Genomic DNA, 13,313 nt, shown 5'->3' with positions numbered 1-13,313 from the left:
GCGATAACCGGTCGCTGGCCGGTCAGCGTGCTTCAGCCCAACGGTGCGGCCATTCGTGTGAGGCGAGACCTCCTCGCGATCCACTCGTTCGGCGCAACCGAGGGCCGTCGCTGAGACTGGTCACGCCCTGACCGGGGGAGGCCGAACCGGTGAACCACGTCCAGCTCCTCTTCCTCGCCGTCGCGGCGCTCGTGGTCGCCTTCCCGCTCGCCGAACGGCTGACCGTGCCCCACCCCGTGCTGCTCACCGGGATCGGCCTGGGGTGCGCGCTGGTCCCCGGCCTGCCGGGGATCTCCCTCGACCCGGAGCTGATCCTGCCGACCCTGCTGCCGCCCCTGCTGTTCACCGCAGCGCAGAAGACCTCGGTCGGCCACCTCACCGCGCACCTGCGGTCGATCTCGTCGCTGGCGGTGGCCCTGGTCGTCGTGTCGGCGGTCGCCGCGGCCGCGGTGGTCACGGCCGCGCTGCCCCAGGTGCCGTGGCCGTTGGCCCTCGCCGTCGGGGCGGCCACCGCCCCGCCCGACCCGGTGGCCGCGACCGCGGTGGCCGGGCGCCTCGGGCTGCCGCACCGGGTGGTGTCCGTCGTCGAGGGCGAGGGGCTGGTCAACGACGCGTCCTCCCTCGTCCTGTACCACGTCGCGCTCACCTCGGCGGCCGCGGGAAGCGCCGTCTCGTGGGCGGAGGTGGCGGGTGGCTTCGGCTACGGGGTCCTCGCCGGGCTGGCGGTCGGCGGCGTGGTCGCGTGGCTGGCCACCGCGCTCCTGCGCCGGGTCCGGGAGCCGGTGCTGGAGGGAGCCTTCACCGTGGTCCTGCCGTTCGGGGCCTACCTGGGCGCGGAGGCGGTCCACGCCTCGGGCGTGCTGGCCGTCGTGGTCGTGGGACTGGTCATGGGCCAGCGGTCCTACGCGGTGGTCACCGCCGGCGGCCGGGTGGTGGCCTGGGCCTTCTGGGAGACCGTCGAGCTGCTGCTCACGGCCGTGGCGTTCGTGGTCGTCGGACTGGAACTGCGGCCCGTCCTCGCGGACGCGGGGCCGCGGCTGGGCCGCACCCTGGCCGTCGGCCTCGCGGTGGCCGTCGTGCTGGTCCTCGTGCGGCTGCTCTGGATGGTGACGGCCGGGGCGCTGGGACGGCCGCGCGGCCGGGCGGGGCGGACCGCGCCGGAGAACTGGCGTGAGGGCGTGGTGATGGGGTGGGCCGGCATGCGGGGCGTGGTGACGATCGCCGCGGCGTTGGGGCTGCCGGCGGAGGTCCCCGCGCGGGGCGAGCTGGTCCTGGTGGGCTTCGTCGCCGTGCTGGGAACGCTGGTCCTGCCCGGCGTCACGCTGCCCGTTGTCGTGCGCCTGCTGCGCGTGGGCGGCGCCGAGGACCAGGACGCGACGCGGGAGGTCACGGTGCGGGTCGTGCGCGCCGTGCTGGACCGCGTCGACGACCTCCGCGCCTCCGGCGCCGTCGACGAGCGGAGCGCGGCCCGGCTGCGGTCCGTCCTCCACCACCTCGTCGTCGGCCTGTCGCCCGGGGGTCAGGACGACCCGCGGCTGCGGGAGGGGTGGCGGCACGCGCGTCGCCGCCGCGAGGTGGGTCAGGAGCTCATGGCCGCCGCCCAGGAGGAGGCGCTCCGACTGCGGCTGGACGAGCGGGTGGACCCCCGCGCCGTGGACCGGGTCCTCCACCGGATCGACGCCACGCTCGTCGCCGGCCCGCAGATGCCGCCCTTTCCCTGAGACCGGGGCGGCGTGCGGCGCGGGTGCCCTCAACCGCGGTGTGGACGATGGCGGGGTGATGGTTGTGGAGCCGGGGAGACGACCGGTGCAGCACGCGGTGGTCGAGGCCGGCCTGTTGTTCGCCGTCCTCGCGCTGCCGACCGCGTGGACCGCGTTCGTCACTCCGTGGGCCGCCTTCGGCTGGTGGAGCCTGGCCGGCAGTCTGCTGGCACCCGTCGTGGTGGGTCTGCTCTCGCCGACGCGACCGCTGCTGTCGACGCTGCTCGCCGCCGTGCTGTGGTGCGCCTGCATGGTCTCCCGCAAGGCCCTCCCCGAGGTCGGTGTCCTGCCGTTCGCCCTGGCCCTGGCGACCAGCGGATACCTGGCCGGGGTGCGGTCGCCCGGCACCCGGCCGGCGCTGCTCGGGTTCGGCGCGGTGGCCGTGGGCGCCGCCGCCGCGGTGCCCCTCCTCACCTCGGACTCCGGCGCCACGTTCGTGGCCGTCGCCGGTGTGCTCCTGCTGGGCGTGGTGCCCTGGCTCGTCGGCCGCTACCGACGGCAGTACCGGGAACTGGTGCGCGCGGGGTGGGAGCGCGCCGAGCACCTGGAGCGCGAGCAGCGGATCGTGGCCGAGCAGGCCCGGCTGCGGGAGCGGGCCCGGCTGGCCGGCGACATGCACGACCTGCTCGGCCACGAGCTGGGCCTGGTCGCGTTGCGGATCGGCGCCCTGGAGCTCGCCCCGGACCTGGCGGAACGGCACCGGACGGCGGCCGGCGAGGCCCGGAGCGCCGTCACCGCGGCCGCCGACCGGCTCGCCGAGATCGTCGGCCTGCTGCGCGGGACCCACCCGTCGCCGGACCGGCCGGGCGAGGACGTCGCCGACCTGGTCGAGCGGAGCCGCGCCTCCGGGGTCGCGGTCGAGCTGCGCGTCACGGGTGACCGCGGTCAGGTTCCCCCGCTCGTGCGGCGTACCGCGTATCGGGTGGTGCAGGAAGCGTTGACCAACGCGGTGAAACACGCGCCCGGCCGGCCCGTCACCGTGTCGGTGGATCACCTGCCCGGGGAAACCCGCGTCTCCGTCACCAATGGCCGGCCGCCGGTGGCCGCCCCGCCCGCCGCCGGCGGCCGGTACGGGCTGGTGGGCCTGGCCGAGCGGGTCCGACTGGTCGGCGGCGCCTTCGACGCGGGCTGGCGCGGCGAGGAGTTCGCGGTGAGCGCGGTGCTTCCGCACGGCGACGCCCGGCCCGGACCCGAGCGGGAGCCCGCGGAGCGGTCGGAGTCGGCGCTCCGGCTGGACGAGGCGCGCCAACGGGTGCGGCGCAGCCTCGTCACCGCGGTCACCGCCGGCGTCCTCGTCACCCTGGGGGTGGTCGCCACGACGATCGCGTTCGTCGTCTACGACGCCGCCACCTCGGTGCTGCGGCCCGCCGACTTCGACCAGCTGCACGTGGGGCAACCCCGCTCGGAGGTCGAGCCGGTCCTCCCGCCGCGAACCCGGGTCGACCAGTCTCCGGTGCCGGAGCCGGCGCGGCCCGCCGGCGCGGCCTGCCGCTACTACGGCGCGGACGCGGACCCGTTCGCCGGGCGGATGCGGCTGCTCCGCCTGTGCTTCCGGGACGACCGCCTGGTGGCCAAGGATCGCGTCGGCCCGGCGGAAGTAGGGTCGACGACCGGGTGAACGGGGGGACGAGCGCGTGATCCGCGTGGTGCTGGCCGACGACGAGGCCGTGGTCCGCATGGGGGTTCGGGCGATCCTGGCGACGGACCGGGAGATCGAGGTGGTCGCCGAGGCGGCGGACGGCCGGCAGGCCGTCGACCTCGTGCTCGCCCACCGACCGGACGTGGCCGTGGTCGACGTGCGGATGCCCGGCCTCGACGGGCTGACCGCGGCGGCCGAGATCCGCCGGCTCGCCCCGGAGACCGCGGTGCTCGTCCTCACCACGTTCTCCGAGGACGGCTACATCGCCCGCGCCCTCGGTGATGGTGCCAGCGGGTTCCTGCTCAAGACCGGCGACCCGCGCGAGCTGGTCAGCGGGGTGCGGGCGGCCGCGGAGGGAGCGGCCTACCTGTCCCCCGTGGTCGCCCGCCGCGTGCTCGACGAGCTGGCCGGCCAGCGGATGTCCCGCGGCGCGGACGCCCGCGACCGGGCCAACGCGCTCACCGAACGCGAGCGCGAGGTGCTGGCGCTGCTCGGCGCCGGGCTGTCCAACGCCGAGATCGCCCGCCGGGTCCACGTCGTGGAGGGCACGGTCAAGGCCCACGTCACCGCGATCCTGCGCCGGTTGGGCGTCCGGAACCGGGTGCAGGCGGCCATCGTGGCCCACGAGGCCGGGTTGGTACCCCCGAGCGCTCCCGGCACCCGGCCACGGACTGACCCGCTGGCGAACCCGTCCCCGCAGGGGCCGTCCTAGCGGGGCCCGCCGCGCCATTCGCCCTGACGGACCCGGACGGTCGGCTGGTCCTCACTGATCCGCCCTGGACCGACCGGGTTGGCCGAATTGGCCGGAACGGCCGGGTTGGCGGGCGAGAGCGGGACAGCCGGCGCGGCGGCGACCAGGAGCCGGGCGAGCAGGCGGTGCTCCCGGAGCCGGTCGACCAGCGGACGCGCCACCCGCGCCAGCGTCAGCGCCAGCAGCGGCGCCACGATCACGCCGATCAAGAAGCCGGCGATCACGTCGTGCGGGTAGTGCGCGCCGACGAACACCCGGGAGAAGGCGGCGGCGACAGCCGCAGGCACGACGACCCACGCGGTCCGCCGCCACGCGACCACGAGCGCGGCCGCCGCCGCCGCGGCGAACGTGGCGTGGTTGCTCGGGAAGGACCAGTCCCCTGGGGGCGGGCACTCCGCGAGGGTCAGGACGCCGGCGACCGCCCGACAGGGGCGCTCCTCCTGGATGACGGTCTTGCTCAGCTCGCTCACCGCGTAGGCCGCGACCGTGACGACCGGGCCGAGCAGCGCCAGCGCCATCGCCCGCCCGTCTCCGCGCCGCGCCCGCCACCAGGCGGCGAGGAACAGCACGGCGAAGAGCGCCATCACCCCGTCCGTGCCGATCTCCAGTGCCTGCTGCACCCAGGTGGGCGAGCCCTGCGCGATGTCGGTCACGGACCGGTACCACTCGACGCTGACGTCGGGCACGTCGTCGACGCCCCCACCCTCCGCCGCCCACGCCACCGTCCGGCCCACCAACCCAGCCGTGATCACACGTCCTCCACGTTTCCGCTGGTCAACTCCTCCGCGACGGTAGGAACCAGCGAGGCCGGCCGGCGTTGGACGAACGCCGTCAACCACCCCTGACTTTCGTCAAACCCCAGCGCACCGGACCGCCGAACCGCTTCGCGGAAGATCGGCCGCACCACCCGTCCCGCACGGGCACGCGAAGTCGGTCAGCAAAGCGACCGCGCAGAAAAGTGACGCAGAACACGCGAATAGCGCGCGAGAACCTTCCGCCGTCAATCACCGACGCCATTCCCGGCGGCCGTTGTCGATCCGGACGGAAACGACACGCCAGGCGCCAATCAGCCGAGAACCACCGCTGGTGAGCGGGACGGAACAAAGAGTGAACATCGCCGAGGGGCGAACCGCACCACCCGAAGAGCGCCCGAGTTCACCCCGGCGTTCACCCCGACCGGTCGATCCGCCGACGGAAACCCGGCCCGCTCACCGGGCCGATGGCGGAACCGGCGCGGGGCATCCGACACGCGCCCCAGAACGAACGAAGACCCGGGATGCTGGGCATCCCGGGTCTTCGGCCTGTGGGCGAGGAGGGAGTTGAACCCTCACGTCCTTTCGGACACACGGACCTGAACCGTGCGCGTCTGCCATTCCGCCACTCGCCCGTCCGGAGTTTCCCTCTCGGGCCTTCCTCCGTGCTGGCTGCGATAGCTTAACACGACTTCGCGAGTGGGTCCGCCAAGGGGGGTCCCTTCTCGTCGACACCCGTCCTGACCAGCAACTTCACTCCTCCGGGAACAGTTGGCTGTCTCGGCCGTCCCGCACGGATACGATCGGACTCGGGAGCCGTTCGTACGGAGGTTGCCGTGGGCCTCGTTCAGCGCTTCGAGCGCCGACTCGAAGGCATCGTCGGTAACACCTTCGCGCGCGTGTTCGGTGGACAGGTCGTACCGCAGGAGGTGGCCCAGGCACTGCAACGGGAAGCCGAGGTGCACGTCAGGGAGCTGGCCGGTGGCCGTCTCCTGGCGCCCAACCACTACGTCGTCACGCTCGGACCCGGCGACCACCAGCAGCTCGCGGCCGAGGAGGAGCGTCTCACCCGTCTGCTGGCGGACAGCGTCCGCGAACACCTCGAAGAGCAGGGGTGGGACACCTATGGTGACGTCGTAGTCTCCCTTGAGCGCTCCGAGGCGCTGCACACCGGACAGTTCCGCACCAGCTCGTCCGTCGACCCCGACGCATCGCCGAGCCAACGGCCGGCGACCTCTCGCACCGCAGGAGACCGACCCATGAGCCAGCCACCCGGCCAGTACCCCCCCCAGGGCGACCCGTACGGACAGCAGGGCCAACAGGGGTACGGCTACGACCAGGGCTACGCGCACGGCCAAGGTCAGGGCCAAGGTCAGTACGGCTACGACCAGGGCTACGGCCAGCAGCAGCAACAGCAGCAGCAGGCCTACACCGACCCGTACGGCCAGCAGCAGCAGCAGCCGGGTTACGGCGGCCAGCCGGGTTACGACCAGGGCTACGGCCAGCAGCCCGGCGGGTACGGCCAGCAGCCCGGTGGCTACGACCAGGGCTACGCCCAGCAGCCCGGTGGCGGGTACGACCAGGGCTACGGCCAGCAGCCGGCCTACGGCGGCCAGCCCGGCTACGACCAGGGCTACGGCGGCCAGCCGGGTTACGACCAGGGCTACGGGCAGCAGCCCGGCGGCTACCCCGACCCGACCGGCGGCTACGCCCCGCCCGCGGTCCAGGGCGGTCCCCGCCAGGTCACCGGCATCCTGCAGCTCGACGACGGCTCGAACCGGACCTACCAGCTCCAGCAGGGCAGCAACGTGGTGGGCCGCGGCCAGGACGCGCACTTCCGGCTGCCCGACACCGGCGTCTCCCGCCGGCACCTGGAGATCACCTGGGACGGGCAGAGCGCCATGCTCGCCGACCTCGGTTCCACCAACGGCACCACGGTGAACGGGCAGCCCATGCAGACTTGGCAGCTCAACGACGGTGACGTGATCCGCATCGGGCACTCGACCCTGGTCTACCGGACCCAGGGCTGAGCCGGGCGATCGCCGGAAGACGGGAGCGGTCACGACAGGTGCCAGAGCTGGTGATGCAACTGACCAGAGCAGGGTTCCTCGCCCTGCTCTGGCTGTTCGTGCTGGCCGCGCTGCGCGTGGTCCGCTCCGACCTGTACGCGGCATCCGGGCTGCGGGCGGCCGTGCCGAGCTTTCGGCGCGGGGCCAAGCTGGCGCGGGGCAGCAGGGCGCCCCGGCAACTCGTGGTCACCCACGGCGCGCTGGCCGGGACCCGGATCTCGCTGGAGGGCCGACCGATCATGATTGGACGCGCCGACGACTCCACGTTGGTGCTCGATGACGACTACGCGTCCACCAGGCACGCGCGGCTGTCGCCCCGGGGCACCGACTGGTACGTGGAGGACCTGGGCTCCACGAACGGCACGTATCTCGACCGGGCGAAGGTGACCGCACCCACGCGCGTCCCGCTCGGTGTCCCGATCCGCATCGGCAAGACGGTGATCGAGCTACGCTCATGACCCTCGTCCTCCGCTACGCAGCCCGCAGCGACCGGGGCCTGGTCCGTTCGAACAACCAGGACTCCGTGTACGCCGGCCCCCGCCTGCTCGCGCTCGCCGACGGCATGGGCGGCCATGCCGCCGGTGAGGTGGCGAGCAAGGTCGTGATCGCCGCCCTCGCCCCGCTCGACGACGACGAACCGGGCGACGACCTGCTCGGGGAGCTGCGGGAGGCGGTACACGCCGGCAACGGCGCCATCGCCGAGCTCGTCGCCAGCGACCCCGACCTGGAGGGCATGGGCACGACGCTCACCGCGGTGTTGTTCGCCGGCTCCCGGATCGGCCTGGTGCACGTCGGCGACTCCCGCGCGTACCTGCTGCGCGACGGCGTCTTCAGCCAGATCACCCACGACGACACGTTCGTCCAGTCGCTCATCGACGAGGGACGGATCACCGCCGAGGAGGCGGCCACCCACCCCCAGCGCTCGTTGCTGCTGCGCGCCCTGACCGGGCACGAGGTGGAGCCCAGCCTCAACGTGCGCGAGGCCCGCGCCGGGGACCGCTACCTGCTGTGCTCCGACGGCCTGTCGGGCGTGGTCAGCTCGGAGACGCTGGCCGAGGCGCTGCGCATCCAGGACCCGCAGGCGTGCGCCGACCGGCTGATCGAGCTGGCGCTCAAGGGCGGCGGCCCGGACAACGTCACGGTGATCGTCGCCGACGTGGTCGACGTCGACTTCGGCGAGGACGCGCCCATCGTGGGCGGCGCGGCCGGGGACGGTGGCGAGGACCCGCCACCGCCGGACTCGCCCGCCTCGCGGGCCGCGATGACCACCGCCCCGCCCCGGCCGCTGCCGCCGCGGCCCGACCCGCTCGCGCCTCCCCCGCCGGACCCGATGGCCCGGCGCCGTCGGCGGACCCGGGCCCTGATCCTGCTGCTGGTGCTGCTCGTGCTGCTGGTGGGCCTCGGCGTCGGCGGCAGCGTCCTGGTGATGCAGCAGCACTACGTGGGCGCCACCCAGGACGGCAAGGTCGCGATCTTCAAGGGGGTGCGGGGCACCGTGCTCGGCGTCCCGCTGCACCGGCAGGTGGAGGGCTCGTGCCCGCCCGACGCCCAGTCCTGCGAGGAGATCCGGGTCGACGACCTGGAGCAGGGCTGGCGCGGCGACGTCAGCGCCGGCATCGTCACCGACGGCGGCCTCGAGGGCGCCAGGGAGATGGTGCGCCGGGTGCGGATGAAGCTGCTGCCGCTGTGCCCGCCGAACACCCAGTCCACGGAGCCGCCCGCCGGCTCGGCGGCGCCGACGACGTCCGCCACCACCCCGACCTCGGGTGAGCAGGTCAACCAGACCGGCGCGCCGACGACGGGCGACACCGGCTCCCCCACCCCGCTGCCGACGGCCGCCACGCTGGTGCCGAAGAAGGACTGTCGCTGATGGGGCAACCGACGACCGACGGGGCCGTCCCCTCCAGCGCCACCTCCACCAACCCCGGGCTCGCGGTGCCGACCCGGCGGGGCACCGAGCTGCTCCTGCTGGCGTTCGCGGCGTTCCTGGTGACGCTGGCCAACGTCCTGGTCGAGGCCAACCAGTCCGGTGAGCTGACCAGGGAGCTGGTCTACTACGGCGGCGCGTACCTGGCGCTGTTCGGCGCGGCGCACGTCGCGGTGCGGTTGCTCGCGCCGTACGCCGACCCGCTGATCCTGCCGTGCGTGGCGCTGCTCAACGGCATCGGTCTGGTGATGATCCACCGGATCGACCTCGGGCGGGTTGACAACGCGATCCAGCAGGGCCTGGACGTGCCGTCGGACGCGGCGCCCCGGCAGATCCTGTGGACCGCCATCGCGCTCGGCTTGTTCATCGCGGTGCTGGTGCTCGTCAGGGACCACCGGATGCTGGCCAAGTACGGCTACACCGCCGGCCTGATCGGCCTGGTGGCCCTCGCCCTGCCCGGCCTGCTGCCGGCCTCGCTGTCGGAGGAGAACGGCGCGAAGATCTGGCTGAAGCTGGGGGTCTTCTCCATCCAGCCGGGCGAGTTCGCGAAGATCCTGCTCCTGGTCTTCTTCGCGTCGTTCCTGGTCGCCAAGCGGGACCTGTTCACGCACGCGGGGCGCCGGATGCTGGGCGTGGACCTGCCGAGGGCGCGGGACATGGCGCCGCTGTTCGCGGCGTGGGGCCTGTCCGTCGGCGTGCTGGTGCTGGAGAAGGACCTCGGCACGTCGCTGCTGTTCTTCGGCATCGTGCTCGTGATGCTCTACATCGCCACGGAGCGGGCGATCTGGCTGGGCATCGGCCTGACCTGCTTCGCCGTCGGCTGCGTGGTGGCCTACCACCTCTTCAGCCACGTGCAGACCCGCGTCACGATCTGGCTGGACCCGTTCGAGGACTTCTACAACAAGGGCAGGCAGCTCGCCCTCGCCCTGTTCGGCATGGGCACGGGCGGCGTGTTCGGCACCGGGCTGGGCGCCGGCCGGCCGGAGCTCGTCCCGTTCGCCAACAGCGACTTCATCATCTCCTCGATCGCCGAGGAGGTCGGGTTCGTCGGTCTCGCCGCGGTGCTGATGCTCTACGTGCTGCTGTCGATGCGCGGGTTCCGCAGCGCCCTGGCGGTGCGGGACAGCTTCGGCAAGCTGCTCGGCGGCGGCCTCGCGTTCGCGGTCGGCTTCCAGGTGTTCGTCGTCGCCGGCGGCGTCACCGCGCTGATCCCGCTGACCGGTCTGACGGCGCCGTTCCTCTCCCAGGGCGGCTCCTCGCTGGTCGCCAACTACGCGCTGGTCGCCCTGCTGCTGCGGATCTCCGACGCGGCACGCCGGCCGTCCGCGCTGCCCAAGCCCCGTCCGCAGCAGGCGCCCATCGCCGAGGCGCACACGGTTCTCGTGGAGCGGCCCAAGTGAACACGCCCCTGCGTCGCGTGGCCATGTCCGTCATGGTCATGGTGCTGTTGCTGCTGGCCAACGCCACCTACGTCCAGGTGTTCAAGGCCGACGAGTACCGCAAGGACCAGCGGAACCAGCGGGTGCTGCTGGAGGAGTACTCCCGGCAGCGCGGCAAGATCCTGGCCGGCGGCCAGGCGGTCGCCGACATCAAGGAGACCAACGACCGGCTCAAGTTCCTGCGCACCTACCCGGCCGGGGAGATGTACGCCCCGATCACCGGGTACTTCTCACCGTCCTACGGCGCGGTGGGGATGGAGTTCGCGCAGGACTCGGTGCTCAACGGCTCCGACGACCGGCTGTTCGTCCGCCGGCTGTCGGACCTGATCACCGGCAGGGACCCGCGCGGCGGCAACGTCGAGCTGACGGTCGACCCGAAGGTGCAGCAGGCGGCGTACGACGGGCTGCACAAGAAGGGGTTCACCGGCGCGGTCGTGGCGATGGACCCGAAGACGGGGGCCGTGCTCGGCATGGCGAGCACGCCGTCCTACGACCCGAGCCGGCTCGCCGTGCACGACAGCGACGAGCAGATGAAGGCGTGGAAGCAGCTGACCGGCGACGGCACCCGCCCGATGCGGAACCGGGCGCTCAAGGAGACCTACCCGCCGGGCTCGACGTTCAAGCTCGTGGTCACCGCCGCCGCGCTGCAGAACGGCTTCAACAAGGACAGCCAGGTCACCGCCGCCCCGGACATCACGCTGCCCGGGACGCAGACCACGCTGGAGAACTACAACCACACGAACTGCGGCGGCGGCGCCACCGCCTCCCTGGAGACCGCACTGGCCCTGTCGTGCAACACCGGGTTCGCCGAGCTGGCCGGTCAGGTGGGCGAGCAGAAGCTGCGGCAGCAGGCCGAGCGGCTCGGCATCGGCACCGGCGAGCAGCAGATCCCGCTGGGCGTGGAGGCGTCCTCGCTCGGCGACATCCCGGACAAGGCCGCGCTGTACCAGACCGGTCTGGGGCAGCGGGACGTGAAGATGACCCCGCTGCAGAACGCGGTGCTGGCGGCCACCATCGCCAACGGCGGGTCGCGCATGCAGCCCTACCTGGTCAAGTCGATCACCTCGGCCGACCTGCACGAGCTGGACACGACCAAGCCGAAGAAGGTCGAGCAGGCCATGCCGGGTTCGGTGGCCAGCACGGTACGCGACATGATGATCAAATCGGAGCAGAAGACCGGCGGCGAGGGGCAGATCAGCGGGGTCACCATCGCGTCCAAGACCGGCACCGCCGAGCACGGCTCCGACCCGAGGAACACCAACCCGCACGCCTGGTACGTGGCGTTCGCCCCGGCGGAGAACCCGAAGATCGCGGTCGCGGTGATCGTGGAGGACGGCGGCGACCGCGGCCTCGGCGCGACCGGCGGCAAGGTCGCCGCCCCCATCGGCAGGGCCGTGATCCGCGCGGCGCTGCAGGGGGGTGGGTGAGCGTGCCCGTCCGCGCGCCGCGCTCCCGCGCGCTGCCGCCCCGCCGACGACGGGGGCGGCACACCCCGCGCACCCGCTCGGCCACCCACCCGGTTCGGGGGGGTGGCTGATGCTCACCTCGGGGCAGTTGCTCGCCGACCGGTACCGGCTCGGGCGGCGCATCGCCGTCGGCGGGATGGGCGAGGTCTGGGAGGCCGCCGACACCCGGCTGGACCGCCGGGTCGCGGTCAAGGTGCTCAAACCGGAGCTGTGCGGCAACGCCGAGTTCCTCCACCGGTTCCGCACCGAGGCCAAGACCACCGCCTCGCTCAACCACCCCGGGATCGCCGCCGTGCACGACTACGGCGAGACCGCGGCGGTGGCCGGCGGCCCCGAGGACACCGCCTACCTGGTGATGGAGCTGGTCGAGGGCGAGCCGCTGGCCGGCATCCTGGCCAGGGAGGGGCGGATCAACGTCGACCGGACGTTGGACATCCTCGAACAGGCGGGAGTGGCGCTCCAGGCCGCGCACGAGCGCGGGCTGGTGCACCGGGACGTCAAGCCGGGCAACATCCTGGTGACGCCGGGGGGTCGGGTGAAGCTGACCGACTTCGGCATCGCCAAGGCCGCGCACGCGGCCCCGGTGACCCGGTCCGGCATGGTGATGGGCACCGCCCACTACATCGCACCGGAGCAGGCGCTGGGCCACGAGGCCAAACCGGCCAGCGACGTGTACTCGCTGGCCGTCGTGGGCTACGAGTGCCTGACCGGGCGGCGGCCGTTCCTCTCCGAGAACGCGGTCACCGTGGCGATGATGCACATCAGGGACGCCCCGCCGCCGCTGCCGCCGGACGTGCCGATCGGCGCCAGGGCGCTGGTCGAGACGACGCTCGTGAAGGACCCGCGGCAGCGCTACCGCACGGGCGGCGAGTTCGCGGCGGCGGTGGCCGCGGTGCGCGCCGGCCGACCGCTGCCGCCGCCGTCCGGGCTGGCCGCCGCACCGGTGGCACCGGGGATGGCCCTGCCGCCCGCGATGCCCACCGGCGCGGTCCCGGTGGTCCCGGCCGGCGGCCACGCCGTGGTCTCCGGTGGTTACCCGGCGCCGGCGGCGACCCCGGCGTCCGGCCGGCGGCCCTGGCTGTGGGTGCTGGCGGCGCTGCTGGTCGCCGCGCTGCTGGCGCTGGGCGCCTGGGGCGTGCGGGAGGCGTTGATCACCCCCGAGAGTTCGACCACCACCCGGACGACCACCGCCGGTCCGGGCGGCACGCTCCCACCCGGACAGGCGCCGGAGATCCCCGGCCAGGGTGGTGAGTCGCACGGCGAGCCCTCCCCCGTCATGATCAACCGCGAGGATTACCTGGGCAAGCCGGCCGGGGAGGCGGCGAGCCGGCTGACCGCGGCGGGCCTGCGGCCCGAGGTACGCACCGAGGCCGGGCGCACGCCGGCCGACCCGCGCCGGTGCGCGGTGACCGCCGTGCGCCCCACCGGCGAGGTGCCGGCCGGGAGCACGGTCGCCGTGCAGTGCAAACCGGACGAAGGACGCTGACGGGCGACGGCCGGGAACCAAGGC

Annotated in this window: 10 protein-coding genes and 1 tRNA gene; 9 read left to right on the top strand and 2 right to left on the bottom strand. The window is 73.6% G+C overall.

Annotation, left to right across the window (positions count from 1 at the left end):
- The first annotated feature begins 149 nt into the window (after positions 1 to 149).
- The 3 genes from BUE43_RS03280 (at position 150) to BUE43_RS03270 (ending at position 4,111) form a co-directional block, all read left to right on the top strand.
- The gene (locus tag BUE43_RS03280) at positions 150 to 1,721 is read left to right on the top strand and encodes a cation:proton antiporter (protein ID WP_073479784.1); all 1,572 of its coding nucleotides are present in this window, start codon (positions 150 to 152) and stop codon (positions 1,719 to 1,721) included.
- 85 nt (positions 1,722 to 1,806) lie between these two features.
- Complete coding sequence (locus BUE43_RS03275) at positions 1,807 to 3,378, top strand: sensor histidine kinase (RefSeq protein ID WP_143173917.1); 1,572 nt, start codon at positions 1,807 to 1,809, stop codon at positions 3,376 to 3,378.
- A 16-nt stretch (positions 3,379 to 3,394) separates the two neighbouring features.
- The gene (locus BUE43_RS03270; RefSeq protein WP_073479783.1) at positions 3,395 to 4,111 is read left to right on the top strand and encodes a response regulator; all 717 of its coding nucleotides are present in this window, start codon (positions 3,395 to 3,397) and stop codon (positions 4,109 to 4,111) included.
- Here BUE43_RS03270 and BUE43_RS03265 read toward each other — a convergent pair.
- Both BUE43_RS03265 and BUE43_RS03260 read right to left on the bottom strand, forming a co-directional pair.
- The gene (locus BUE43_RS03265; protein ID WP_234995502.1) at positions 4,108 to 4,902 is read right to left on the bottom strand and encodes a phosphatase PAP2 family protein; all 795 of its coding nucleotides are present in this window, start codon (positions 4,900 to 4,902) and stop codon (positions 4,108 to 4,110) included. The two genes, BUE43_RS03270 and BUE43_RS03265, sit on opposite strands and share 4 nt — an antisense overlap.
- Before the next feature lie 552 nt (positions 4,903 to 5,454).
- Positions 5,455 to 5,537 (bottom strand) — tRNA-Leu (locus BUE43_RS03260).
- A gap of 201 nt (positions 5,538 to 5,738) precedes the next feature.
- On the opposite strand from BUE43_RS03260, the gene BUE43_RS03255 reads away from it, so the two are divergent.
- From BUE43_RS03255 to BUE43_RS03230, 6 genes are all read left to right on the top strand, one after another.
- Entirely contained in the window at positions 5,739 to 6,932 is a 1,194-nt protein-coding gene (locus BUE43_RS03255) for a DUF3662 and FHA domain-containing protein (protein ID WP_073479782.1), read from the top strand.
- Between the two features lie 38 nt (positions 6,933 to 6,970).
- Positions 6,971 to 7,429 carry an FHA domain-containing protein FhaB/FipA gene (locus BUE43_RS03250; protein WP_073479781.1) on the top strand — a complete coding sequence of 153 codons (459 nt, stop codon included), beginning with the start codon at positions 6,971 to 6,973 and terminating at the stop codon, positions 7,427 to 7,429.
- Complete coding sequence (locus tag BUE43_RS03245; protein ID WP_073479780.1) at positions 7,426 to 8,841, top strand: PP2C family protein-serine/threonine phosphatase; 1,416 nt, start codon at positions 7,426 to 7,428, stop codon at positions 8,839 to 8,841. The genes BUE43_RS03250 and BUE43_RS03245 overlap by 4 nt, the downstream gene beginning before the upstream one ends.
- Positions 8,841 to 10,298 carry an FtsW/RodA/SpoVE family cell cycle protein gene (locus BUE43_RS03240; protein WP_073479779.1) on the top strand — a complete coding sequence of 486 codons (1,458 nt, stop codon included), beginning with the start codon at positions 8,841 to 8,843 and terminating at the stop codon, positions 10,296 to 10,298. Before BUE43_RS03245 ends, BUE43_RS03240 begins: the two co-directional genes overlap by 1 nt.
- The gene (locus tag BUE43_RS03235) at positions 10,295 to 11,764 is read left to right on the top strand and encodes a peptidoglycan D,D-transpeptidase FtsI family protein (protein ID WP_073479778.1); all 1,470 of its coding nucleotides are present in this window, start codon (positions 10,295 to 10,297) and stop codon (positions 11,762 to 11,764) included. The genes BUE43_RS03240 and BUE43_RS03235 overlap by 4 nt, the downstream gene beginning before the upstream one ends.
- A gap of 109 nt (positions 11,765 to 11,873) precedes the next feature.
- Positions 11,874 to 13,289, top strand: a complete 1,416-nt coding sequence (locus BUE43_RS03230) for a serine/threonine-protein kinase (RefSeq protein ID WP_073479777.1) — start codon at positions 11,874 to 11,876, stop codon at positions 13,287 to 13,289.
- Positions 13,290 to 13,313 lie beyond the last annotated feature (24 nt).

The sequence above is a fragment of the Streptoalloteichus hindustanus genome (assembly GCF_900129375.1).
Classification (GTDB): Bacteria; Actinomycetota; Actinomycetes; order Mycobacteriales; family Pseudonocardiaceae; genus Streptoalloteichus; species Streptoalloteichus hindustanus.
The sequence above is the reverse complement of the archived record's forward strand: the minus strand, read 5'-3'. Positions and strand labels throughout refer to the sequence as shown.

Coding starts and splice junctions, on each gene's coding strand:
- BUE43_RS03245 (WP_073479780.1), top strand. CDS start 7,426: ATGACCCTCGTCCTCCGCTACGCAGCCCGCAGCGACCGGGGCCTGGTC.
- BUE43_RS03240 (WP_073479779.1), top strand. CDS start 8,841: ATGGGGCAACCGACGACCGACGGGGCCGTCCCCTCCAGCGCCACCTCC.
- BUE43_RS03230 (WP_073479777.1), top strand. CDS start 11,874: ATGCTCACCTCGGGGCAGTTGCTCGCCGACCGGTACCGGCTCGGGCGG.